Below are 23844 nucleotides of genomic sequence, written 5' to 3' on the forward strand. Positions count from 1 at the left end.
CCGGCTTCACGGCGCGGCCCTTCAGGCCGCCCGTCAATTCCGTGGTCCGGCCGGCGGGTCTGCCGGCGGCGTCTGGGAGGCACCCGCGGGTGGGGCGCCGGACGGATAGACCGGGTCGGGCTGGGTATCGTCGCCCGGTGTCTGGTCGTTGGCAGGGGGATGCCGGGCGGCGGCTGCACCGGCAGCGCTGTCCGGATCGGTTTCGGCGCCGGTGTCGGCATCGGTCAGACCGCCATCGTTGGCACCCGCCGACGGGTCGCCAGGCGACTGGCTCGACACCATGTCCGGCGGCGGCGGTGCCGGCGTGGGCAGAGGCGGTGCCATCGGTGCGACCAGGTCGCCCTGGCATGTCACCAGCTGCACGCCATAGATCGGGCTCTCGAACACGCCGACCGACGGCTCGCCTGCGAAGGTCCAGCCGCTGAACGGCTGCACATCGCCACGCTTGTCCTGGATGTCCAGGAATGCACCGGAATCACGGGGGAGCCCGTCCGGACGGTCCATGCAGCTGCGGACGGTGACGGTCAGGGTCTTGTAGGTCCCCGTCTCGCCGGCTTTCAGTGTCATGGTCTCGATATGCGCGTCGAGCTTGTCGAGCACGCGCACCACCGCCTGACCCCGGCCCTGCCACGCGGTGGCGATCGGCATTACCGGGGCCGCGATATACGAGGCGGCAACCGCCGGCCCGCTCGCCACCACGAGCACGGCGAGGGTTGCGGGAGCGAACGGCACCCTCATCCCGCGGCTTTCCCACGGTTCGGGCTCGGGAGGGCCTGGATCGTCTCGATCAGGATCCGCCGCATCTCGCCCTCGTCCACGCCCATCAGCACCGCATCGTCGAACACGTCGCGCAGCATGGTGTGCAGTTCGGCCTGGTTGTCGGCGAGCACACGCAGTTTTTCACGGCAGCTGATCAGTGAACCGTCCGCCTGCGGCCAGGTGGTGGTCACGGCTGCGGGCTGGCGGGCGGTAGCGACGGGGTCGTTACGGGAGCGGGGGTCGTTACGGGAGCGGGGGCCGTTACGGGCGTGGGGGCCGGAGCGTTCAGGCCCGCCGGCTTGGGCTTCTGCGCGGTCATCGCGTCGGTCACGCTGAAGATGAACTTGCTCAGCAACTGCTCCAGGCTGATCGAGCCCTGGGTGAGGTCGATCCGGCTACCGGGCTTCAGGATCGCCTCGGCGCCGCCGGGATCGAGCGCCAGATACTTGCCGCCGAGCAGGCTGTCGCTGGTGACCACGGCGGAGCTATCGGTGGGAAGCTCGATGCCGTCGCGCACGGTGAAGGTGACGCTCGCCTGGTAGGTTTTCGCATCGACCTGCTCGGCGACCACCTGCCCGATCGCCACGCCGGCCAGCCGGACGTCGGAGCCGACGCTGAGACCGTCGATGTGGCTGAACCTGGCGGTCAGGCGGTAGCCATCCTCGGAACGCCGTCCGCTGCCGATGATCGCGAACACCAGCATGCCGAACAGGGCCGCGAGCACGACGAGGCCGGTCAGGAATTCGATGGCGCGGCCATCACGACGCGGCAGGCCGGCAAGGGCTGGTGCGGAACTGGTGCCGGCGATCGGCTGATCTAGCATTGCCATGTATCAGGCGTCCGGGGTCCAGGATTCGTAGTCGCCGGTCGCATGCGGTCGCAGTCCGCCACGATAGTCGCTGCCCGGAGGACGATAACCGGCGGGATCGCCGGTGCGGTTCGCCTGGAACGGAATCTGCCATGGCTGGCGCGCGGCGGCTGCCAGCGGCGCGTCGTCCGCATGGTGCAGCCAGTTCCACCATTCCGCCGGCACCGAGGAGGCATCCTCGTCGCCGTTGTAAATCACCCAGCGGCGAAACCGCATGGTGTAGCCACCCGGCTTGCGCGATTCATAATAGGCGCGTCCATCGGCGTCGCGGCCGATCAGGCGCCCCCTGAGGAGGGTGAAAAGACGGGTGCCGATGCTGGTCATGGTGGCCACCTATACGCACGAGACGGCTACGGGTCCATCCGTCCGGATGCGGCACCACGATCCGGCTTCCGCGCGCAATCGCCACGGTCTAGCATCCGGGTCATGGCACAGATCCCCGATCCGACCGGACCCGAAACTACCGTAACACCTCCGGGCCAGGGTGCCAGCCGGGCAAGCCGGGGGCGCTGGAACGGGGTCAGGATGCGGATCGCCCATGCGGCTGCCGATCCCGACGCTGCACCCCGGCGCATCACCCTGCCCACCGACTGGGACGACGAGGCGGCGCAGGCGCTGGCGGCCATGGCACCGGGCGACGGCGCGGCTTCGCTCGCCGAGATGGCCGATCGCTGGATCGACCGGCTGGCCGGCCTGCCGGGTGCGGACGATGGGCTCGGCCGGCGGCTGGCACGATTGCTGCTGCTGCGTCAGGCAGCGCCTGGTCCCCTCATCTGGACCGGCATCGGCTCGACTGGCGCGAACGAACCGCCGGTGTTCGTGCTGAACCTGGCCGGGTTCGTGAAGCCCGGCAGCGGGTTCGAGACCGAGAGCTATACCGAGGCGCTGCACACCCTCTCCACCGCGTTGCGCCTGGTCGAGCCGGGCACCCAGCCAGCACCCGGGCGGCCGCGCCTGCTGCTGACCAATCTCGATGCCTGCCTCGCCGGGCTCGGCCTCGACTACGACGGCGAACCGGGCCGCGACGTCGCGCGATGCCTGGCCACCGCCGCCGCCGGCGTGATGCGCGGCGACGAGGATGGCGGGCAGTTGCCCCTGGTGCGGCCCCCGGGCTCCTGCGTCGTGCCCGGATTGGCGGCACTGGCTGCGGTGGTGCGTGAAGCGGCACCGCCGGGACAGCGGATCGAGACCGGATTTTCTGCACCCGGACCGGTCGATGCACTGCTCGGTGTCGAGGGATGCGGGTTCGCGCCGATCTTCTCGCCGCTGCGCCCCGACGGCCGCCTGTCCGAAAGCACCCTGGCCCGGCTCTCGGGACGCGGCCTTACCCCCGAGGCAGCACTGGCATTGAGCCTGTCCGGCGACGGCGTGCTGCCCCGTCCCGGTCGCGACGCGTGGCTGGCGATGCACCGCGCCCTGGGCGGGCTGGTGGACCGCATGCCGGCGCTGCCCGAGCGGCAGCCGACCACCTTGCTGGCCGGCCCGTTGCGGCGCGAGCTGCCGGCACGCCGGCGCGGCTTCACCCAGAAGGCGGCGGTCGGTGGTCACCGGCTGTTCCTGCAGACCGGCGAGTTCGAGGATGGCAGCCTCGGCGAGCTGGCGATCACGCCGCCGCGCGAGACGCCGGCGATGCGCGGGCTGATGGACGCGTTCACCCGCTCGGTCAGCCTGGGGCTGCAGCATGGGGTGCCGCTCGAGGCCTATGTCGAGGCGTTCGCCTATACGCGGTTCGGTCCGGCCGGGCCGGTCGACGGCGACGGCGGCATAGCCCACGCCACGTCGCTGCTCGATTACGCCTTCCGCATGCTGTCCGAAGCCTATCTCGGCCGCACCCTGCCGGACGCCCCGCATGCCGATGCCGACCCGCATGCGGATGATCGCCCGCTGCTGCCGCTGGACCTGCCGGAGACCGGGTTCCGGCCCCGGCAGGCAACCTCCCCGCGGACCGGGCGAACGGTTCTTCGCGTCGTTGGAGGCGGGTCATGAGCGAGAGCTACGTCGAGCGGCTCGCAGCGCTCGGGATCGTTCTTCCGGTCGCCGCATCGCCGGTCGCGAATTATGTCGCTGTCGTGCGCACCGGGTCGCTGCTGGTGGTGTCGGGACAGCTGCCCCTGGTCGAAGGCAGGCTGAGCGCCAACGGCAAGCTCGGCGGCGGCATCACCGTCGAGGTCGGCGCACAGGCCGCCCGCCAGTGCATGATCAACGTGATCGCCCAGTTGCAGGCAGCACTCGGCGATCTCGGCAAGGTCAGGCGGGTGGTGCGGCTTGGCGGGTTCATCGCGTGCACGCCGGACTTCATCCAGCACGCCACGGTGATGAACGGCGCATCGGACCTGGCCGTCGCGGTGTTCGGCGATGCCGGCCGGCATGCGCGATCGACCATCGGCGTGCCCTCGCTGCCGCTCGATGCACCGGTCGAGGTGGAAGGCTTGTTCGAGGTGGAAGACTGTTAGAGAGCCGTCCGCGTTCCATATCGGCCTGATGACCGACGCGGCGCCCTCCCTCTCCCTTTCGCTTCATCCGACGATCGCCTCGATCGACGCAGCCGGCTGGGATGCCTGCGCCGGCGACGATAATCCGTTCGTCAGCCACGCCTTCCTGTCCGCCGTCGAGGAAAGCGGTTCGACCGGGCGTCGTACCGGCTGGCTGCCGCAGCATGCCGCCCTGCGCGACCAGGGCGGGCGGTTGCTGGCGGTGGCGCCGATGTATGCGAAGTCGCATTCGTACGGCGAATACGTGTTCGACCATGGCTGGGCGCAGGCATTCGAGCGCGCCGGCGGCAACTACTATCCCAAGCTCCAGGTCGCCTCGCCCTTCAGCCCAGTGCCTGGTCCGCGCCTGCTGGTACGGCCTGATAGCGGCTACCCGGCGGCTGCGATGACGGTGGCACTCGGGCAGGCGCTCGCACAGGCCTGCGAGGAGCTGTCGCTATCGTCCGTGCACGTGACCTTCTGCCAGGAAGACGAATACGAGGCGCTCGGCGAACAGGGCTGGCTGCAGCGGCTGGGCACGCAGTTCCACTGGGAGAATAACGGGTTCACCAGTTTCGATGATTTCCTCGGCGCCCTCAGTTCACGCAAGCGCAAGGTGCTGCGACGCGAGCGACGCGATGCCAACGCAGCCGGGCTGGAATTCCGGACGCTGCGGGGCGCGGAGATCACGCCGAAGCACTGGGCGGCGTTCTACCGGTTCTACCAGTCAACGGTCGACCGCAAATGGGGCAGCGCCTACCTGACCGAACGGTTCTTTTCCCTGCTGTCGGAACGGCTCGGCGACCGGGTGGTGCTGATGCTCGCCGAGCATGACGGCAAGCCGGTGGCCGGGGCGCTCAACCTGATGGGGCGGGACGCGCTGTATGGGCGCAACTGGGGTTGCGAGGGCGACTGGCCGTTCCTGCATTTCGAACTCTGCTATTACCGCGCCATCGATTTCGCGATCGAGCACGGGCTGAAGCGGGTCGAGGCGGGCGCGCAGGGCGAACACAAGATCCAGCGCGGCTACCTGCCGAAGCCGACCTATTCGGCGCACTGGATCGCCCATCCCGGGTTGCGCGACGCGGTGGCCGACTACCTGGTGCAGGAACGGGCGTCACGGCTCGAGGAGATGGAAGAACTGGCGACATTGTCGCCATATCGCCGCGGAGACGGCGACGGCTGATCCCGGGAAGGGCGCGCTCCGAAGAACGCGCCCCTGGTTACATCCCGATCAGATCGAGGCTTTCTTCAGATTGTCGTCGATCTTGGCCAGGAAGTCCTGGGTGGTGAGCCATTTCTGGTCCGGGCCGATCAGGATCGACAGGTCCTTGGTCATGAAGCCGGCCTCGACCGTGTCGATGCACACCTTCTCCAGCGTCTCCGCGAAGTTGGTGACGTCGGGGGTGTTGTCGAAGCGGCCGCGATAGACCAGGCCGCGGGTCCAGGCGAACACCGAGGCGATCGGGTTGGTGCTGGTCGCACGGCCCTTCTGGTGCTCGCGGAAATGTCGGGTCACCGTGCCATGTGCGGCCTCGGACTCGACCGTGTTGCCGTCCGGCGCGAGCAGCACCGAGGTCATCAGGCCGAGCGAGCCGAAGCCCTGCGCCACGATGTCGCTCTGCACGTCGCCGTCGTAGTTCTTGCATGCCCACACGTAGCCGCCCGACCACTTGATCGCGCAGGCGACCATGTCGTCGATCAGCCGGTGCTCGTAGGTCAGGCCGAGCGCGTCGAACTGCGTCTTGAACTCGGCGTCGAACACCTCCTGGAACACGTCCTTGAACATCCCGTCATAGGCCTTGAGGATCGTGTTCTTGGTCGAGAGATAGACCGGCAGCTTGCGCGACAGACCGTAGTTGAAGCTGGCGCGGGCGAACCCCTCGATCGAGTGCCTGGTATTGTGGATGCCGAGCGCGACACCCGGTCCCTTGAAGTCGTGGACTTCCATCTCGAGCGGTGCGCCGCCGTCGGCGGGCTGGTAGGTGAGCGTCACCTTGCCCGGACCAGGAATCTTCGTCTCGACGGCGCGGTAGATGTCGCCGTATGCGTGACGGCCGATGACGATAGGCTGGGTCCAGTGCGGCACCAGGCGCGGCACGTTCGAGCAGATGATCGGCTCGCGAAAGATTGTCCCGTCGAGGATGTTGCGGATGGTGCCGTTCGGGCTGCGCCACATCTTTTTCAGGCCGAATTCGGTGACCCGCGCTTCGTCCGGGGTAATGGTCGCGCACTTCACGCCGACGCCATAGGTCTTGATCGCGTTCGCCGAATCGATGGTGACCTGGTCGTTGGTCTGGTCACGGTATTCGATGCCCAGATCGTAGTATTTCAGGTCGATATCGAGGTACGGGAGGATCAGCTTCTCCTTGATAAAGCTCCAGATGATGCGCGTCATCTCGTCGCCGTCGAGTTCTACGACGGGTTCCTTCACCTTGATCTTGGCCATGTTTCCATCCCGATTTGGCGCAGAACGCTCGAGATACGCGCTGCTATGGTTTCCGTGCGGCGGCAAAATCGCACTTGCGACGGACACCGGCAAGCAGCGGCAGCCACTTGCGAATGATTATCAGTCTGGATTAGGCTCGACGGACCAGGTTGGAGTTCCCGGTCATGCAACGTCATCTCTCCGCAGGCACGATGGTCCTGAGCGCCCTGATGTCAGCCCACAGAGCCCAGGATCACGGGCCCCGATCGGCTGGCGTGCCGGATGTCAGGCAATTGCTGGCATTGATGGGCGAACACAGCAAAAGGACGGCTCCACCTACGCAGCGCCGTCCTGAAGCAGATCGTTCGGAAAGTCGGAACCGGAGCAGCGCGGCTTTCTAGCCGCGCCGTCCGATAAGGCCGACCTCAGGCGTCGGCTGCCTCGTGCTCCTCGGGAGCCACGATCAGCGCATTGGCGACGACGCCGGACTGCTCGCGGATGCGCCTCTCGATTTCCTCGGCCATCGCCGGATGGTCGCGGAGATACTGCTTGGAGTTCTCGCGGCCCTGGCCGATCCGGGTGCTGTCGTAGCTGAACCAGGCGCCGGCCTTCTCGACGATGTTCGCCTTGACGCCGAGATCGATCAGCTCGCCCATCTTGCTGACGCCCTCGCCATACATGATGTCGAACTCGACCTGCCTGAACGGCGGCGCCATCTTGTTCTTGACCACCTTCACGCGAGTCTGGTTGCCGACGATCTCGTCGCGTTCCTTGATCTGGCCGATGCGGCGGATGTCGAGGCGCACCGACGCATAGAACTTCAGCGCGTTGCCGCCCGTGGTGGTCTCCGGGCTGCCGAACATCACGCCGATCTTCATCCTGATCTGGTTCAGGAAGATGATCATGGTGTTGGACCGCGAGACCGTGCCGGTCAGCTTGCGCAGCGCCTGGCTCATCAGCCGCGCATGCAGGCCCATGTGATTGTCGCCCATGTCGCCATCGAGCTCGGCGCGCGGCACCAGGGCCGCCACGCTGTCGATGACCAGCACGTCGATCGCGCCGGAACGCACCAGCGTGTCGGCGATCTCCAGTGCCTGCTCGCCGGCATCGGGCTGGCTGATCAGCAGGCTGTCGATGTCCACGCCGAGCTTGCGGGCGTAGCCGGGGTCGAGCGCATGCTCGGCATCGATGAAGGCGCAGGTGCCGCCCTTCTTCTGGGCCTCGGCGATCGCGTGCAGCGCCATGGTGGTCTTGCCGGAGCTTTCCGGGCCGTAGATCTCGACCACGCGGCCGCGCGGCAGGCCGCCGATGCCGAGCGCTATGTCGAGCCCGAGCGATCCGGACGAAACCACATCTACGTTGTCGTTGGTGCGCTGGCCCATGCGCATGATGGAGCCTTTGCCGAACGCCCTCTCGATCTGGGTGAGAGCGCCTTCGAGCGCCTTGCTCTTGTCCATGTCTGCTCCTTGGAGCGCATCCTGCGCACGCGTGTCGTTGGCCGAACCTTACCGCACGCAGCTTAACGAAGCAGCGCACCGGCTGGCTTCACAATAAGCTCCATGCCTTACCGAATCGTTTCCGTGTCGTGCCCAGCAGGCTACCAGCCCAGAACTCTTTTGCCTGAGAACAAATAGGGCACAGACGCACGAATTGCCACTGTCTTGGCCGATTTTCTTTGTGTCGGCGACGCGGGACCGGGCCTGGCGTCACCGGATCGGCCGCGAGCCGGGCGGCGGACGCTGCAGCCGCCAGACATAGGCGATGATCCCGGCGACCACCTGGAAATGTTCCTGCGGGATCTCCTGGTCGAGCGGCACGGTGTAGAGCGCCCGGGCCAGCGGCGGATTCGCGACCAGCGGCACCTTGTTGTCCTCGGCGATGGCGCGAATCCGGGCCGCGATCTGGTCCACGCCCTTGGCGATGATCCTCGGAGCACCCTTGCCACCCTGGTCGTAGGCGAGCGCCACCGCGAAATGGGTCGGGTTGACGATCACCACCGTTGCCCGGGACACCGCATCCATCATGCGCCGCTTCGAACGCTGCCGGCGTATCTGGCGCTGGCGGGCCTTCACGTGCGGGTCGCCGTCGCTTTCGCGCTGCTCGTCGCGCAGTTCCTGCTTGCTCATGCGCAGCTTCGACATGTGCCGGTAGCGCACCCAGCCCACGTCCAGCCCGGCGATGACCGCCTGCACCCCCAGCAACATTAGCAGCGCATGCATCACCACCCCGGCGGCACGGTTCGCCAGCGTTCCGGCGTCCCAGGCGGTCGAGCCCAGGAGCACGGGCCATAATCCTTCGAGGACGTGACGCAGCACGAGCGCGAACGCGATCAGCTTGACCAGCGCCTTCAGCGTCTCCATCAGATTGTCGCCGCCGACGATCCGCATCAGCCCTTTGGCCGGGCTCAACCGGCCGAGTTGCGGCATCAGCCCGGCCGGACGGAGCAGGAACCCGGTCTGCAGCAGCGTGATCCCCACCACGCCGCCGACCGCCGCAAGAACGACCGGCGCCGCGAGGCCGACACCGAGCAACAGCATCTCGCGGATGACCGCCGTGCCGCCGGCGCTCATGTCGACCTGCCCGACGCTGCTCATCAGGCGCTGCATCCCCAGGATGAAATGCGTGGTCCGCGCCGGACCGGTCATCGACATCGCCAGCAGCGCGCAACCGATCACCGTCACCGACTGCAACTCGCGGGACAGGGCGACCTGCCCCTCCCCGCGCGCAGTCTCGAGGCGCCGCGCCGACGGGCCCTCGGTCCGGTCGTCCTTTTCCGAAGCGGCCACCCGGCGTCAGAGCCCGGGAAGCGAGGCGAAGCTGGTCGAGACGCTGGAAAGCCATCCTTCCAGCATCCGCTGCAGCACCAGCCCGAATACCAGCAGCCCGCCGAGCACCTGTCCTGGCAGTGCCAGCGAATAGACCTGCAGCGACGGAACCAGCCGTGCCAGCAGGCCGAGCATCACCTGCCAGACCAGCCCGGCAATCACCAAAGGTGCTGCCAGCTGCAACGACATTGCGAAGCAGGCTTCCGTCGCCCGGGCCACGCTCTGCGCCGCATCGCCCACTGGCAGCAGGGTGCCGGGCGGAAACAGCCGGTAGCTGCCGGCCAGGGCGCCGAGCGGCAAGGCATACAGACCCGAGGACAGGATCAGCACGGGACCGGCCAGTGCCAGCAGCCGGCTGGTGCCGCTGGTCTGCGACCCGAGCTCGGGATCCGGCTGCAACACGCTGGACAGGCCGATCTGCACCGCCGCGATCTGGCCGGCGATCGGCAGGGCCAGCGCCATCAACCTCGCCAGCCAGCCGATCAGCAGGCCGACCAGCAACTCGCCGCCGACCAATGCCAATATCCGCAACGGCTGTTCGCCGACATGCGGGATCAGCGTTTCGACACCGGGCAGGATCAGCCCGGTGATCGCCAAGGCGAGCCCGGCGCGCACCATCATCGGCGCGTCGCTCTCACCGAAACCCGGCAGGACCATGATCGCCGCACTGACCCGCGATAGCACGATCGCGAAGCCGAACGCCCAGTCCGGCAGGGAGGCGAGCAGCAGGTCATCGGTCATCCGCGACCGGGCCCGCCGCCGGCACGGTTATTGGCCACCGGACGCGATCAGCCGGTCGAACAGCAAATGCGTGTAGTCGGTCAGCGTCACGAACATGAACGGACCGGCGATGGTCAGCGCGACCCCGAGCGCCAGCAGCTTGGGCACGAACGCCAGCGTCGATTCATTGAGCTGGGTGACAGCCTGGATCAGCGAAATGACCAGCCCGACCACCAGCGCCGCGACGAGCGCCGGCGCGGACAGCTTGAGCACCACCATGAACATGTCACGCAGGATCAACCCGACGTCACCTTCCTGCATCTCGACCCTCCTGGCCAAAGTCTCCGAACACGTCGTTCAGATCGACATCTTCATGATGTCCTGGTACGCCTGCACCACACGATCGCGGATCGCGGTGGTGGATTGCAGCGCCATCTGGGCGCGGGACACGGCCATCACCACGTCGGTCAGGTTGCCCTCACCGGAAATACCCTTGGCCGCCGCGGCATCCGCTGCGTGGCCGGTCTGCACCACGCCCTGCAGCGCCTTCGCCAGCGTATCGCCGAAGCCGCTGCCGTCGGCTGCATCGGCGACACTATCGGTGCCGGACTGCGACTGCATCCGCGCATAGGCATTTGCCGCCGTCGACGGTGCCACCAGAAGCCGGCCATCGCTCATTTGAGCAGATCGATCGCGCGGGTCATCATCGAGCGCGTCGCCTGCATGACATTGAGATTGGCACTGTAGGAACGCTCGGCCTCGCGCATGTCCATGAGCTCGACGAAACTGCTGACGTTCGGTGTCTTGACGTAGCCGCTGGCGTCCGCGGCCGGGTGCGACGGATCGTAGCGCGTGGTGAACGCGGCCATGTCGTGGCCGATCTCCTTGACGCTGACTTCGGACTGGCCGGATTGGCGATCCATCGTCTCGCCGAAGGTGACGGTCTTGCGACGATACGGGTCCGCGCCGGGGGTCGATCCGGTGGTGTCGACGTTGGCCAGGTTTTCGGCGATCACCCGCAGGCGCAGGCTCTGTGCATCCATCCCGGACGCAGAGATATCCATCGCGTTCGAGAGGTCCATCAGCCTTTTCCGAGCGCCGTGGCATACATGCTCATGTATTTGCCATACAGGTTGGTCACCAGGCGCTGCTGCGTTTCGGTGTCGGCGACCTTGGTCATCTGCTCGTCCAGCGCAACCGCGTTGCCGTCGATCGAGCGCTGGTGCGGACGCGTCTCGACGCTGCTGGCGGTGTCGACCGTTCCGGCCAAGTGCATCGGATTGGTTTGTACCGGCGCCACCTGGATATTGGCGAGGCTCTTGCTGAACGAGGTCTCGTCCCTCGGGACAAAACCCGGCGTGTCTGAGTTTGCGATGTTGCGGGCAAGCACGCGTTGCCGATCATCCAGCCAGTCGAGCCGGTTGGCCGCCAAACCCAAGAGATCAGTCTGACCCGCGCCCATGGTAAAACGCTCCTGCAGCAGAAGCGACCACCGCTCCTTGATGCAGGATGACGCGATATCCTTGCCGAACAGTTAATCCCGCCGGACGGCTCCTAACGTTGCATTAGGGAATTGCCTTGCATGCTGGGTTTCGCTGCCCCCCCCCCCCCGGCAAAAGGCCGTCGCATGCCCATGAACGACCTGTTGAGCGCCACCGGTGCGCTCGCCCTGGTGATCGGGCTGATCGTGCTGCTGCGGTTCGGCAGCCGGTTCGTGCAGTCGCGGCGTCCGCACGACGCGTCGATCCAGCTCCGGCTCACCGGGCAGCTTGCCCTCGATGGCCGCCGGCGGCTGCAACTGGTCCAGTGCGGGTCCGGGGAGGTGCTGCTGCTGACCGGAGGCGTCACCGACATCATGCTGCCCTGGCCGCACGCGGCGGGACCGTCGGCATGACGCACCGTCGCATCGTGCAGGCGATCCTGCTGGCGCTGGCACTCTGCGTGGCGCCGGAGCTCGCCCACGCCCAGGCGGTGAGCATCGACCTGGGTCACGCCGGCGAGGCGGGCGCCACCGGCCGGCTGGTGCAGATCACCGCGCTGATCACGCTGCTGTCGCTGGCACCGAGCCTGATGGTGATGGTGACGGCCTTCACCCGGATCGTGATCGTGCTGTCGCTGTTGCGCAGTGCGCTCGGCGCGCAGGGAACGCCGCCGAACACGGTGCTGGTGGGGCTCGCACTGTTCCTGACCTTCTTCGTGATGCAGCCGGTGCTGCTGCAATCCTGGACCAACGGTATCGTGCCGTTGATGGACGGGCGCATGGCCGAGCTCGATGGGCTGAAGGCGGCAGCGGAGCCGTTCCGCCATTTCATGCTGGCCAATGCCAGGCCGCCGGACCTGCGCCTGTTCATGGATATCGCCAAGTTGCCCCCGCCCGCCACCGCCGCAGATACGCCGTGGCGCACGCTGGTGCCCGCCTTCATGATCGGCGAGCTGCGACGAGGGTTCGAGATGGGGTTCCTGCTCTATCTGCCGTTCCTGATCATCGACATCGTGGTGTCGAGCGTGCTGATGAGCCTCGGCATGATGATGCTGCCGCCGAGTTCGATCTCGCTGCCGTTCAAGCTCATATTCTTCGTGCTGATCGATGGCTGGCACATGGTCGCCGGCAGCCTGGTGCAGAGCTTCGCGCCGGGGTGATGGCTGAAACTCCGAGGATAGCGGGCGTTACGACATTACCAAGGGAGCGCGTCATGACCGAAGAGCACATGGAACAGACCATCATCCATACCGATGGCCAGCAGGATACCGGCAACCACAAGAAGCCGGATGCGCCCGACGCCAAGGGCGCCGACAAGTTCGGCGGGACCCGTGCCGGCGCCGAAAACGTCGAACCGGCCGATCGGCACCGGAGCGAGGCCGAGAAAGCCGAGCTTCCGGATGCGGCACCGGATCTTACCAACCAGCACGGCGAGCATGCCGAGCGTGCGCCCGAACGCGACGAACGCGGTCGCCTCTAGCCGGCCAGGGACGTCAGTCGCGGCGAAAATACGGGTCGGCGTCTCGTCAACACGCCGGTTCTCCCACGGACCCGGCGTCTACTAGCTCCAGTAGCGCTGCATCGTGCGATAGTGGCGCCACTGTTTTGCCAACCTGCCGCCATTTGCGGTCGACTGGAACGCCAGCCAGCCCGCGACCGCGCCGAGAGCCCGGTGCACATCCGGAGACCGGGTTCGAGCCGCCAGATCGTCGAGCAATGGCTGCGTCGTCGCAGCATCCTGGTCGAGACCAAGCCTATCCTGCAGCCTGGACAGGCATTGTGCATGTCGTCGCGACTGCATTGCGGTATCGAACAGCGGATGAAAAAACTCCGACGCGTAGCGCAGCTTTTTCAGAGTGATCCTGAGATCGTGTCGCTCGTCACTGGACAGGGCCCTGAACCGCCGCCCCTGCTTCAACGCCTTGCCGTGCAGGCGCGTCAGGATCCGTGCCGCAAGGATCGGCGCCGGCTGGGCGAGCGTCCCGAGGCCGTCGCTGTCCGCATCGTTTCGCCACCCACGCCGCGCAACCCACTGGCATAGCGACATCTGGAACCGACCATACCGGTCCGACGAGATCATCGCGCGAGCCGCCGCATAAGCCTCGAGCCGCGGCGCTTCGGCAACCCGGCGCAACCCGTCGAAGTCGGCATGGCCTCCGGTCAACCGGAGCGGCCCATCGAGCGTGGTCGTCAGGAAGACGTCCCATGCCCGCGCCTGTCCCAGTTCGTCGGCCGCCCATTTCGCCTCGCGGGCGAGGTTGATCATCGTCGCCGACGGCAGCACCTGTTTCAACATCGAGAGGACAGACCGTATGCGTCGCAGGGCCACCCGCATCTGGTGCACGCCATCCACGCTGCGTCCGTCGAAGGCCACCATCTGGTTGGCATGCAGATGCGCCTGGGCTGCCCCGAACACGCAGGCGATCAGCTCATCGACCGTCGACCCGGGCGTCACTGCGGATGCGGCTGCCTTCTCCGCCGCAGGAACGGTATCGGAGGCAAGGAAGTAGCCACGGGTCACGATTTCCGTCGTGGCGATCCGTAACGGTACCGTCTCGAGAAGGCGCATGCCGATCTCGTAGAGAACGCCCTCGTCGCCTGACTGGAGCACAAGCTGGAGTTCGGTCAGAGGTTCACGACGATCGCCGGCGATGATGATCCCGTCATCGAGCAAAAGATCGACCACCGCGCCCGAAAACTCCAGGCGCCTGATCCGACGCCTGATCCGGGTTGCAAACCTCGGGAGCAGCGTCAGGTCCGGCAGGCTGTCGGCAAGGGTCGGCGATAGCCACGTGATCTTGTCGTTTGCAAAACGAACAATATCGGGAGTTCCCGTATCGATGGAAACTTCAAGCGTCGCCGGACGGGCCAGGCTCTGTCGAGGTTCTTGTTTCAGCAGCCGCTGCACGAAATTCTTGCCGCGTTTCTGCACGCTGAGAGAGATGCCGTTCTCGAACAGCATATTTTCGGACGTGTCATAATACGTGGAGTCGATGCGGCGGACGACACCTGCGTTGCGCGTGTGGTTGAGGATGATCGGTGCCTGCTGCAGCGACGTCAGGAAGTCTGGTGATGTCTGTAGCCGGAGCGTCTGGCTGCCCTGGACCAAAGCCGGAAGTTCGTCCGGCATCAACGCCACATCCGGAGGGCCGACATGCTGTTTGACAGGGCGCCGGACGTCCCGAGCCGGGAGGTCGACGACCGATACGGTGTCAAGGCTACGCATATCTACCAAAGGCTGGCTGTGACGGCACGCGGTCGATCATGCACATCTCTAGCAGAGGTTGTCATCAAACTGCAACTTTAAGAACGTCAAGAACCACGATATATTATAGTGCAACGGCTATTGTTCCTGGCACGACCAACGAGGCACCGACATATTTGAAGCCTCTCGACGAATACTGTGTCGATCACATGACTATTATTAAACACCCTGGCCGATCCTCCTCAGCCGGTGTACCGAGCAACCGGCCTGGGGATAGTGCGCATGGAATATGGACGCCGATTCAAGTTTCTGATCTGCGCGCCGGCTTTTAATCCGCTGGATCTCGAAGGCGCACGGCTCCACCAGATCCTCACCGAGATCGAGGAGGACGGCTACACCGTGCTTCGTGCCCGGCAGGAGGATGATGCCGAACTGGTCATCCGCACCGATGCCGCGATCGGTTGCGTGGTGGTGGACTGGGGCAAGAAGGGCGCATCCGGCAAATCCGCCGGACTGATCGACCTGGTTCGCAAACGCGGCCTCGACGTTCCGATCATCATCCTGGTTCGCCGCCACCGGCTCGAGGACATCTCGGTGGACGTTCTAGACCATGTCGACGGCTTCATCTTTCTTGCCGAGGAAACCCCCGACTTCATCGCCAAGAACCTCGTCGCCCGGCTGCGGCAATATGCCGATACCCTCAAGACGCCGTTTTTCGGCGCGCTGGTGGATTATGCCGAGCAGGGCAACATGCTTTGGACGTGTCCTGGGCACAATGGCGGTGCCTTCTACCGTCGGTCCCCGATCGGCCGTATCTTCGTGGAGCATCTCGGCGAAGCGGTGTTTCGCGACGACCTCGACAATTCGGTGCTGCAGCTCGGCGACCTGCTGACGCACGAAGGCCCGGCCCTGCGCGCCCAGCAGGAAGCTGCCGTCATCTTCGGCGCCGAACGCACCTACTTCGTGCTCAACGGGACATCGACCTCCAACAAGATCGCCTTGAGCGCGCTGCTCGCCGAGGGCGACGTGGTCCTGTTCGACCGCAACAACCACAAGGCCGCCCATCATGGCGCGCTTTTGCTCAGCGGTGCCACGCCGATCTTCATCGAGACCCTGCGCAATCCCCACGGTCTGATCGGCCCGATGCGCCTGGAGGCGCTGGAGGAAGCAGCCCTGCGCGAGGCGGTGCGCGTTCATCCCCTCGTCAAGGACAAGGAGGCCTGGCGCCAGAAGCGGCCGTTCCGTGCCGCGGTGATCGAGCAATGCACCTACGACGGAACCATCTGCTCCGCCGAGGAGGTCCTGGCCCGGATCGGGCATCTCTGCGACTACATCCTGTTCGACGAAGCCTGGGCGGGCTTCATGAAGTTCCATCCGCTGTTTCGCGGCCGGTTCGGCATGGGCCTGCGCGACCTGGGGCCCGACGATCCGGGCATCATCGTGACCCAGAGCACGCACAAGCAGCTCGCGAGCTTCTCACAGGCCTCCCAGATCCACATCAAGGATAGTCATCTCGCCGGCCAGGATCGCCAGGTCGGGCACCGGCGCTTCAACGAGACGTTCCTGCTGCATGCCTCGACCAGCCCGTTCTACCCGCTGTTCGCCTCGCTCGACGTCGGTGCGCAGATGATGAAGGGGCGCTCGGGCGAAGTGTTGTGGGACGACACGGTGCGGCTGGGCATCGAGCTCAGGAAGAAGATCCGGCTCAGCAGCCGTGAGTACCAAGAGAGCCAGCAGGATCCTGCCCGGCGCTGGTTCTTCGAACCGTTCGTTCCCAAGACCGTCCAGGCATCGGCGCGATCGGGCTCCTACGAAGGCATGCCGTGGGAGGACGCCCCGACCGACCTGCTGGCAAGCGATCCCGCCCAGTGGGAACTCCGCCCGGATGCAGCCTGGCATGGCTTCCCCGGCGTCCATCCGGGGTGGGCCATGACCGATCCCAACAAGCTCACCCTGCTGACGCCCGGCTTCGACGCCGATAGCCCGGACGGCTACGCCGAGCACGGGATACCGGCCCCGGTAGTGTCGGAATATCTGCGCCAGAACCGGATCGTCGCGGAAAAGAACGACCTCAACTCGCTGCTGTTCCTGCTGACGCCGGGCGTCGAAAGCAGCAAGGCGGGAACGCTTCTGTCGCATCTGGTAACGTTCAAGAAGCTGCATGACGAGAATGCGCTGCTCGACTTCGTCATGCCGGACTTCGTCGCCCGCCGCCCGCAGCGCTACAAGGGCGTCAGGCTTCGCGACCTGTGCAGGGAGATGCACCGGTTCTACCGGGGTGCACGGCTCAGCGAACTACAGGCGGCGCAATTCCAGGCGCGGCATCTGCCCGAGCTTGCCATGCTTCCGCACGAGGCAGCGCGCGAACTGGTGCGCAACCGGGTTGATTACGTGCCCCTTGACGAAACGTCCGGCCGGATTGCCGCTACCCTGTGGCTGGTCTATCCGCCGGGGATCGCCACCATCGTCCCGGGCGAGCGACTGGACGACCGGGCGCAGCCGATGATCTCGTATCTCCAGGCGTTCGAACGCGCGTCGAACCTCTTTCCCGGCTTCGATACGGAAGTTCAGGGACTGTTTCGAGAGGTTAAGGATGGGATCATGCGGTTCTACACGTACGTCGTACGGGAAACCCGCTAAGCCGACTGGTGGTGCCGGAGGGATCCGAAGATCCGCTCCGGCACCGGCTGGTCAGCCGATGCGACCGCGACGCTGCTCGTCCAGGTCGACGCGAAGCGCCTGGAACGTGCGCTGCATGACCGGGATCGCCAGGTGCGGATCGCAGGCGCCGCACATGAAGATGTCGACCGCAGCGAAGTCGCGCTCGGGCCATGTGTGGATCGAGATGTGGCTCTCCGCGAGCACGACCACACCGGACACGCCACCATTCGGCGTGAAATGATGGAAGTGGCTGTGCAGGATGGTTGCGCCGGCTGCCAGGGCCGCCTCGCGCAACGTGCGATCGATCAGATCCGGATCGGCAAGGTTGGTCGCGTCCCATAGATCGACCAGAAGATGCACACCTGCAAACTTCATTCCGTCTTTCTCGACGAAGTAATCCTTAGCTTCGTCCATCGCGGCGATGGCGGAAACGGGTGACATCTGGATATTGCTCGGAAGATCCGAGACCATCCCCAGTTGAGCTAGTGCGTTCATCACGTACCCTCGAACCAGTAGACAGCCTGTTGGGCGGGTTCGCCCCCTTCGGCCAGGGGAGCGGATCTAGAAGTTTGCTATGGTATACGCAAGAAAATTGAGCGCTTGGCTGACCTGCAACCATGCGGTCGAACCGAAAGCGAGCTGGCAAACGGGTAGTGCCCGTGAACGGAAGTGAAGGCGATGTCACTGGACGTTAATGAAATCGACCGGATCGGACCCGATGGGATGGTCTGGAGCCTCTACTTCCAGCCGGGTGAGCAACCGGTCGGCGCGAGCCAGGCTGTCGTCTCGCAGCGTCTTGCCGGAAGGGCTTTACCCGACAAATCCTGGCTATGGCTGCATTTCGATGCGGTCCCGGCATTGGCGACGCAGCGTCTCGGCCGGCTCGGCTGGCTGCCCGAGATCGCTCGCGATGCCCTGATCGGCGCGGATGGCGGCCTGCGGCTGGAAGCCGAGGACGGTGCGGTGTTCGGTGCCCTTCCGGCCTTCGACGACACCCTGACCGATTTCGACAAGGAGCTCTGCGCGTTCCGGTTCGCCCTGCTGCCGGACCTGCTCATCACCACGCGTCGCCGCCGTGTGCCGGCGCTCTATCGCATCTACCGCTCGCTGGTGGCAGGAACCGAAGTCGCCTCGGCGGCCGCGTTGATCGACCTTGCGCTGCTCGAATTCGGCGGTGGCCTCCGGCACAATATCGGCGAGCTGGACGATTATCTCGACCAGGCCGAGGACGTGCTGCTGTCCGACGACCGGGACAGCAATCTGCATCATGTCGGTGGCATCGTCGGCAAGACCCGCCGGCGCTCGACCATGCTCAGGCGGGTGATCGCGCCGATGGACCGGATCATGCGGAGCGAGGACCTGGCACTGCCCGAATGGGCGGAGGAAGATCTGCTCGACCGGTCGCGCAGGCAGCTTCATGCGGCGCTCGACGACCTGCTGGCGCTGCAGGATCGGGCACGTTCGCTGCAGGACGAGCTTGCCGCCCGCCAGGCGGAAGAGACCAACCGTCGCCTCTACGTCGTCTCCGTCATGACGACCCTCATGCTGCCGGCGACATTCGTGACCGGATTTTTCGGAATGAACACCGGTGGCATGTTTCTCTCGGGAAGCCACGCCGGTACCATCGAAGCCGGCTTCGTCTGCTTCCTGTTCATGGCCTTCACCTGGCTGCTGATGAAGCGGGCGCGAATTTTGTAGGGGATCGCCGCGTGTGGGTCATGGAACAGTCACACCATAACGATCTGCATTTGATCTAAGACACGCCCGGCGCTTGCGAACAGCGCCGATCCCAGGGTAACCCGAGGCCTCCCACCGTGTTGAAGTCAACGATCGTCGTCGTCGAGAACATATTCGTCGGCGTGGCTGTCTCGCAGCGTCGTTCCGACTGGCTGTCGTTCTATGCGGTTCACCCGTCTGTGCAGACCATGCATAACGCGGTCCGGTCCGACCTGAACTCGATCCAGGCCGAAGCTCGCTCGGTCTTTCGGCAATCCCGATACAGATCACAACCGGCTACCGGAGAAACCGTGGCGCCTCGATAATCGAGTCACGCAGCGCGAACCCGCTTCTGCCCCCCACGTCCATCCGCCTATCGAAACCAAAAGCACCGGCCGGATATCAGGCTCCGGCGAGGCCGCTACCGACCATCTTCGCCGGATCGACGGCATCGTCGAATGCCTGCTCGGAGATGGTGCCGGATGCGAGTGCCGCCTCGCGCAGCGTCAAATCGTGCTCGGTCGCATGATGTGCGATTTTCGATGCCGCATCGTAGCCGATCACCGGCGACAGCGCCGTCACCAGCATCACCGAGTTCGCGACATGCTGGGCGATCCGCTTGGTGTTGAGCGTCGTGCCCTCGACCGAGAACCTGCGGAAATTGCAGGCACCGTCTGTCAGGTTGCGGATGCTGCGCAGCACGTTGTTGATGATGATCGGCCGCATCGCGTTGAGCTCGAAATTGCCCTGGCTGCCGGCGAACGCCACCGCGGTATCGTCGCCGATCACCTGGATGCCGATCATCACCACCGCCTCGCATTGGGTCGGATTGACCTTGCCGGGCATGATCGAAGAACCCGGCTCGTTCTCCGGGAGGAACAGTTCGCCCAGGCCGCAGCGCGGGCCGGAGCCGAGCCAGCGCATGTCGTTGGCAATCTTGATGAGCGCCACCGCAACCCCGCGCAGTGCGCCCGAGGTACGCACCATCGCATCGAGCGAGGCCTGGGCTGCAAACTTGTTGGGCGCGGTGATGAATTTCCGTCCGGTCAGCTCGGCGATGCGGGCGGCGATATTGACACCGAAGCCGGCCGGTGCGGTCAGGCCGGTTCCCACCGCGGTACCGCCGGCGGCCAGTTCCAGCAGGCCTGGCCTGGTGGCGCTCAAGGCCGCCATCGCGTCGCGGAGCTGATAGGCATAGCCCGACCATTCCTGGCCGACGGTAAGCGGCACCGCATCCTCGAGATGGGTCCGGCCGATCTTGACCACGTCGTGCCATTCCGCCGCCTTGGCTTCGAGACACGCCGCCAGCGCGTCGAGCTCGGGCAGCAGCCGGTCGTCCAGCGCTTCCAGCGTCGCCACGTGCATGGCGGTCGGGAAGGTGTCGTTGCTCGACTGGCCCATGTTCACGTCGTCGTTCGGATGCACCGGGCTCTTCGAGCCGGGCTCGCCGCCGAGCAGCTGGATCGCGCGGTTCGAGATCACCTCGTTGACGTTCATGTTCGACTGGGTGCCGGACCCGGTCTGGTAGACGAACAGCGGGAAGTGCGCATCGAGGGCACCGGAGATCACCTCGTCCGCCGCCCGGATCATCGCATCCGCCTTCCATTGCGGAAGCCTGCCTTCGGCCGCGTTGACCAGCGCCGCAGCCTTCTTGACGAGGCCGTAGGCACGCGACACCGCGACCGGCATGCGCTCCTCCCCGATCGAGAAATGTTTGAGCGATCGCTGCGCCTGCGCACCCCAGTAGCGATCTGCCTGAACCTCGATCTCGCCCATCGAGTCTGTCTCGACACGCACCCCCGTGGCGTCGAGACCGATCGGGATATCCTGGAGAATGGGGTGCATGTTCGACCTCGCGCCAGCTAGATCAGCATAAGCTTGTCGCCAAGCGCCATCCAGCCGGCAGGTTCCCTGACCAGGGCGGCGACGTCGTAGGCGCCGAACACCCGCGTCGCACCACGCTTGGTGAAAATCTCCCAGACGATCGCCGAGGCTGGTCCGGCCTCACGGCCGATTTTCTTCGGCTGCAGTTTCGGAGTGAGAGGAGCGGCCCGCTGCAGGGCCGGTGGCGGCGATGACGGGCGGCTGGACGATGTCGTCTGGTGCGTTGCCGCCGAGTAGAAGGCCGTCGCGCCGGAACGCGTCGAGGCGCCGGATGATGATCCGCTGGTCGAAGCGGGTTGCGCGCCCATCGGCAGCATCTCGATCGAATTGGCGGCAATCTGTTCGTTATAGGCGATCCAGTGCAGTTGCGCCGCCGCAGCGAAACAGGCGCCGGTGGTGGTCAGCTTCACGCCGGTCTTGATGACGGCCGCGGCGATCGCGGTCGGCATCGACGCGAGCGGCACGACGGAACCCACCAGCTGGCTGCCGCGGACACCGAGCTTGATCGCCTTCATCGCCTCGACGAGCTTGCACCAGTCCTGGACCTGCTGCGCCTTGCTGTAGGTGTTGGCGATGTAGCCGATCCGCGCCATGTGCATCGCGGTCAGGCCGGTCGCCTGGCCGTGATAGATCGTCCCGGCAATGTTCACGCCCGCGGTGGGCGGCGCCAGGCTCAGCAGGTTGCCCAGCGTCTGGAAGGCACTGCCACCGAGCTTCTTCCAGCGACGGCTGGTCAGGTAGTTCTGGGTGACCGGGCTTTGTCCACCGGTCTCGATCGCGTATTCGTCGAAGAGCGGGTTGCGCTTGCCGGACAGCTTCTTCAGCGCCTCCTCGCCCTTGCCTTCCAGAAGCTTCGCGCCGTCGACGCCGGCCTGTGCCCCATAGGAGGTGGTCTTGATCGGGTGGTCGTAATAGGCGCCCTCGATCGTCGAGTTCAGCAGGGTGGCGGCCTGGATGACGATGTCATAGGTATCGGCCTTGGTCTGGCCGGACGCCTTGAGGGCCTGCTCCTGTGCCTGCTTGTCCGGAACCCAGGCAGCACCGGTGAAGTGGGCCTTGTTCGCCATCTGCGGCAAGGCAGGCAGGATCTTGACCATCTGGCAGGGTTTCTTTCGGCGGATCGTCGCAGGACACTCCTGCGACGGGCCGCCAGCATTGCCCATGCAACCGCCGAGCGTAACCTTGCCGGGCGGTCGTCATCAATTGATCACAAACACCCGATCACACGTCGAACACCACGCCTTGCGCCAGTGGCAGGGTCTTGCCGTAGTTGATGGTGTTGGTCGCCCTTCGCATGTACGCGCGCCAGCTGTCCGAACCGGACTCGCGGCCACCGCCGGTATCCTTCTCGCCGCCGAAAGCGCCGCCGATCTCCGCACCGGACGGGCCGATATTGACGTTTGCGATGCCGCAGTCGGAGCCCTCGACCGACACGAACCGCTCGGCCTCGTGCAGGTCGCGGGTAAAGATCGACGAGGACAGTCCGGCCGCGACATCGTTCTGCAGGGCGATCGCCTGCTCGAGGCTGCGGTAGCGCATGACATACAGGATCGGCGCGAAGGTCTCCCGCTGCATGATCGCCGGCTGACCACCCGCACCCGGCGGGAATTCGACCAGCGCCGGGCGCATATAGAACGCGTCCTCGCCCGCGACATCGACACGGTCGCCGCCATGGATCGTGCCGCCGGCCTGCTTCGCCTCGGCCAGGGCCGCAACCATGCCGTCATGGGCGGCATGGTCGATCAGCGGGCCGACCAGCACGCCGGGCACGCGGGGATCGCCCACGCGCACCGAGCCGTAGGCGGATTTCAGCCGGTCGACGAACACATCGTACACTTCCTCCTGCACGAACAACCGGCGCAGCGTGGTGCAGCGCTGTCCGGCCGTGCCCATCGCCGCGAACGCGACGCCGCGCAACGCCAGGTCGAGGTCGGCGGTGTCGGACACGATCGCCGCGTTGTTGCCGCCGAGCTCGAGTATCTGGCGGGCGAACCGTGCCGCCAGCTTCGGCGCCACCGCACGTCCCATCGCGGTCGATCCGGTCGCCGACACCAGCGCCACCAGCCGGTGCTCGACCAGCGCCGCGCCGACGGCGGCATCGCCGATCAGCACCGAGGACAGCGCCTCCGGCGCGTCCGCCCCGAACCGCTGCCGGGCGCGCTCGAACAGCGCCTGCACGCCGAGTGCGGTCAGCGGGGTTTTCTCCGACGGTTTCCACACCACGCTGTTGCCGCACACCAGCGCAAGCGCCGCGTTCCAGGCCCAGACGGCGACCGGGAAGTTGAACGCGGAGATGATGCCGACCACGCCGAGCGGATGCCAGCTCTCCATCATCCGGTGCTGCGGGCGTTCGGTGGCGATGGTCAGGCCATACAGCTGGCGCGACAGCCCGACCGCGAAGTCGCAGATGTCGATCATCTCCTGGACCTCGCCCAGACCCTCCGACGTCACCTTGCCGGCCTCGAGCGTGACCAGCCGCCCCAGATCGTCCTTGGCGGCGCGAAGCTCCTCGCCGAGCAGCCGCACCAGCTCGCCACGGCGCGGGGCCGGCACGGTGCGCCAGGCCAGGTGGGCCTCGTGCGCGCGCTCGATCACCGGTGCGGCGGAAGCAGGGTCGACCACGGCCAGGCGGGCGGTCTCCTCGCCGGTCAGCGGCGACCGGGCGACCAGGTCACCGCGTCGGAGCAAGGCCGGATCAACGCCGAACCCGGTCAGCAGCGCGACCGCCTCGGCGGCGACGGAGGCGGGACTGGTCGTGGTGGACTGGTCGAGGATTGTCATCGGTTCCGGCTCCCGGGCAGTGAACTCTGTATGGTGTGGGGCACCC

25 protein-coding genes are annotated in these 23844 nt (G+C 66.0%); 8 read left to right on the forward strand and 17 right to left on the reverse strand.

What is annotated here, in order from left to right:
- Positions 1 to 33: 33 nt before the first annotated feature.
- From HN018_RS16825 to HN018_RS16840, 4 genes are read right to left on the reverse strand one after another with little or no spacing between them, the layout of a single operon-like run.
- Positions 34 to 738: a DUF2155 domain-containing protein gene (locus HN018_RS16825; protein ID WP_171832993.1), complete on the reverse strand. Its 705-nt coding sequence runs from the start codon at positions 736 to 738 to the stop codon at positions 34 to 36.
- Positions 735 to 950, reverse strand: a complete 216-nt coding sequence (locus HN018_RS16830; RefSeq protein WP_171832992.1) for a hypothetical protein — start codon at positions 948 to 950, stop codon at positions 735 to 737. The genes HN018_RS16825 and HN018_RS16830 overlap by 4 nt, the downstream gene beginning before the upstream one ends.
- Positions 947 to 1588 carry an outer membrane lipid asymmetry maintenance protein MlaD gene (gene mlaD / locus HN018_RS16835; protein WP_408886724.1) on the reverse strand — a complete coding sequence of 214 codons (642 nt, stop codon included), beginning with the start codon at positions 1586 to 1588 and terminating at the stop codon, positions 947 to 949. The genes HN018_RS16830 and mlaD overlap by 4 nt, the downstream gene beginning before the upstream one ends.
- A gap of 3 nt (positions 1589 to 1591) precedes the next feature.
- Complete coding sequence (locus tag HN018_RS16840; protein ID WP_171832991.1) at positions 1592 to 1951, reverse strand: NADH-ubiquinone oxidoreductase subunit NDUFA12 family protein; 360 nt, start codon at positions 1949 to 1951, stop codon at positions 1592 to 1594.
- A 201-nt stretch (positions 1952 to 2152) separates the two neighbouring features.
- On the opposite strand from HN018_RS16840, the gene HN018_RS16845 reads away from it, so the two are divergent.
- Genes HN018_RS16845 through HN018_RS16855 form a run of 3 tightly spaced genes read left to right on the forward strand, consistent with a single transcriptional unit; the run spans position 2153 to position 5284 of the window.
- Complete coding sequence (locus HN018_RS16845) at positions 2153 to 3613, forward strand: TSCPD domain-containing protein (RefSeq protein WP_171833499.1); 1461 nt, start codon at positions 2153 to 2155, stop codon at positions 3611 to 3613.
- A complete protein-coding gene (locus HN018_RS16850) occupies positions 3610 to 4080 on the forward strand; it encodes a RidA family protein (RefSeq protein WP_171832990.1) in 471 nt (156 codons plus the stop codon). Before HN018_RS16845 ends, HN018_RS16850 begins: the two co-directional genes overlap by 4 nt.
- Positions 4081 to 4108: 28 nt before the next feature.
- Complete coding sequence (locus HN018_RS16855) at positions 4109 to 5284, forward strand: GNAT family N-acetyltransferase (RefSeq protein ID WP_171832989.1); 1176 nt, start codon at positions 4109 to 4111, stop codon at positions 5282 to 5284.
- 48 nt (positions 5285 to 5332) lie between these two features.
- On the opposite strand, the gene HN018_RS16860 is transcribed toward HN018_RS16855, so the two are convergent.
- The 8 genes from HN018_RS16860 to HN018_RS16895 form a co-directional block, all read right to left on the reverse strand.
- Complete coding sequence (locus HN018_RS16860) at positions 5333 to 6547, reverse strand: NADP-dependent isocitrate dehydrogenase (protein ID WP_171832988.1); 1215 nt, start codon at positions 6545 to 6547, stop codon at positions 5333 to 5335.
- A 404-nt stretch (positions 6548 to 6951) separates the two neighbouring features.
- Positions 6952 to 7983 (reverse strand): recombinase RecA, encoded by a 1032-nt coding sequence (gene recA, locus HN018_RS16865; protein ID WP_171832987.1) that lies wholly within the window; start codon positions 7981 to 7983, stop codon positions 6952 to 6954.
- A gap of 249 nt (positions 7984 to 8232) precedes the next feature.
- Positions 8233 to 9312, reverse strand: coding sequence for an EscU/YscU/HrcU family type III secretion system export apparatus switch protein (locus HN018_RS16870; RefSeq protein WP_171832986.1), 1080 nt, complete (start codon positions 9310 to 9312; stop codon positions 8233 to 8235).
- A gap of 6 nt (positions 9313 to 9318) precedes the next feature.
- The gene (locus tag HN018_RS16875) at positions 9319 to 10092 is read right to left on the reverse strand and encodes a flagellar biosynthetic protein FliR (protein WP_171832985.1); all 774 of its coding nucleotides are present in this window, start codon (positions 10090 to 10092) and stop codon (positions 9319 to 9321) included.
- A gap of 27 nt (positions 10093 to 10119) precedes the next feature.
- Positions 10120 to 10392, reverse strand: coding sequence for a flagellar biosynthetic protein FliQ (locus HN018_RS16880; RefSeq protein WP_171832984.1), 273 nt, complete (start codon positions 10390 to 10392; stop codon positions 10120 to 10122).
- Positions 10393 to 10428: 36 nt separating this feature from the next.
- Positions 10429 to 10749: a flagellar hook-basal body complex protein FliE gene (gene fliE, locus HN018_RS16885; protein WP_171832983.1), complete on the reverse strand. Its 321-nt coding sequence runs from the start codon at positions 10747 to 10749 to the stop codon at positions 10429 to 10431.
- Positions 10746 to 11153 (reverse strand): flagellar basal body rod protein FlgC, encoded by a 408-nt coding sequence (gene flgC / locus HN018_RS16890; protein WP_171832982.1) that lies wholly within the window; start codon positions 11151 to 11153, stop codon positions 10746 to 10748. Before flgC ends, fliE begins: the two co-directional genes overlap by 4 nt.
- Positions 11153 to 11533, reverse strand: coding sequence for a flagellar basal body rod protein FlgB (locus tag HN018_RS16895; RefSeq protein ID WP_171832981.1), 381 nt, complete (start codon positions 11531 to 11533; stop codon positions 11153 to 11155). Before HN018_RS16895 ends, flgC begins: the two co-directional genes overlap by 1 nt.
- A gap of 171 nt (positions 11534 to 11704) precedes the next feature.
- Between HN018_RS16895 and HN018_RS16900 the strand changes: the two genes are divergently transcribed.
- Genes HN018_RS16900 through HN018_RS16910 form a run of 3 tightly spaced genes read left to right on the forward strand, consistent with a single transcriptional unit; the run spans position 11705 to position 13031 of the window.
- The gene (locus tag HN018_RS16900) at positions 11705 to 11965 is read left to right on the forward strand and encodes a flagellar biosynthetic protein FliO (RefSeq protein ID WP_171832980.1); all 261 of its coding nucleotides are present in this window, start codon (positions 11705 to 11707) and stop codon (positions 11963 to 11965) included.
- Positions 11962 to 12711: a flagellar type III secretion system pore protein FliP gene (gene fliP / locus HN018_RS16905; protein WP_171832979.1), complete on the forward strand. Its 750-nt coding sequence runs from the start codon at positions 11962 to 11964 to the stop codon at positions 12709 to 12711. The genes HN018_RS16900 and fliP overlap by 4 nt, the downstream gene beginning before the upstream one ends.
- A gap of 53 nt (positions 12712 to 12764) precedes the next feature.
- Positions 12765 to 13031: a hypothetical protein gene (locus HN018_RS16910; protein WP_171832865.1), complete on the forward strand. Its 267-nt coding sequence runs from the start codon at positions 12765 to 12767 to the stop codon at positions 13029 to 13031.
- Between the two features lie 81 nt (positions 13032 to 13112).
- Here HN018_RS16910 and HN018_RS16915 read toward each other — a convergent pair whose 3' ends face one another.
- A complete protein-coding gene (locus tag HN018_RS16915) occupies positions 13113 to 14681 on the reverse strand; it encodes a CYTH and CHAD domain-containing protein (protein WP_171832978.1) in 1569 nt (522 codons plus the stop codon).
- A 357-nt stretch (positions 14682 to 15038) separates the two neighbouring features.
- On the opposite strand from HN018_RS16915, the gene HN018_RS16920 reads away from it, so the two are divergent.
- Positions 15039 to 17396 (forward strand): Orn/Lys/Arg family decarboxylase, encoded by a 2358-nt coding sequence (locus HN018_RS16920; protein ID WP_171832977.1) that lies wholly within the window; start codon positions 15039 to 15041, stop codon positions 17394 to 17396.
- A gap of 51 nt (positions 17397 to 17447) precedes the next feature.
- Here HN018_RS16920 and speD read toward each other — a convergent pair whose 3' ends face one another.
- Positions 17448 to 17912: an adenosylmethionine decarboxylase gene (speD, locus tag HN018_RS16925; protein ID WP_171832976.1), complete on the reverse strand. Its 465-nt coding sequence runs from the start codon at positions 17910 to 17912 to the stop codon at positions 17448 to 17450.
- Positions 17913 to 18095: 183 nt separating this feature from the next.
- Here speD and HN018_RS16930 point away from each other — a divergent pair, with 183 nt between their 5' ends.
- Complete coding sequence (locus HN018_RS16930; RefSeq protein ID WP_171832975.1) at positions 18096 to 19115, forward strand: CorA family divalent cation transporter; 1020 nt, start codon at positions 18096 to 18098, stop codon at positions 19113 to 19115.
- 420 nt (positions 19116 to 19535) lie between these two features.
- Here the strand turns inward: HN018_RS16930 and fumC are convergent, their stop codons facing one another.
- The 3 genes from fumC to amaB form a co-directional block, all read right to left on the reverse strand.
- Positions 19536 to 20978, reverse strand: a complete 1443-nt coding sequence (fumC, locus tag HN018_RS16935; RefSeq protein WP_171832974.1) for a class II fumarate hydratase — start codon at positions 20976 to 20978, stop codon at positions 19536 to 19538.
- A 17-nt stretch (positions 20979 to 20995) separates the two neighbouring features.
- Positions 20996 to 22114 (reverse strand): hypothetical protein, encoded by a 1119-nt coding sequence (locus HN018_RS16940; protein ID WP_171832973.1) that lies wholly within the window; start codon positions 22112 to 22114, stop codon positions 20996 to 20998.
- Between the two features lie 124 nt (positions 22115 to 22238).
- The gene (gene amaB / locus HN018_RS16945; protein WP_171832972.1) at positions 22239 to 23798 is read right to left on the reverse strand and encodes an L-piperidine-6-carboxylate dehydrogenase; all 1560 of its coding nucleotides are present in this window, start codon (positions 23796 to 23798) and stop codon (positions 22239 to 22241) included.
- Between the last annotated feature and the right edge of the window lie 46 nt (positions 23799 to 23844).

It is taken from the genome of Lichenicola cladoniae (genome assembly GCF_013201075.1).
Lineage (GTDB): Bacteria > Pseudomonadota > Alphaproteobacteria > Acetobacterales > Acetobacteraceae > Lichenicola > Lichenicola cladoniae.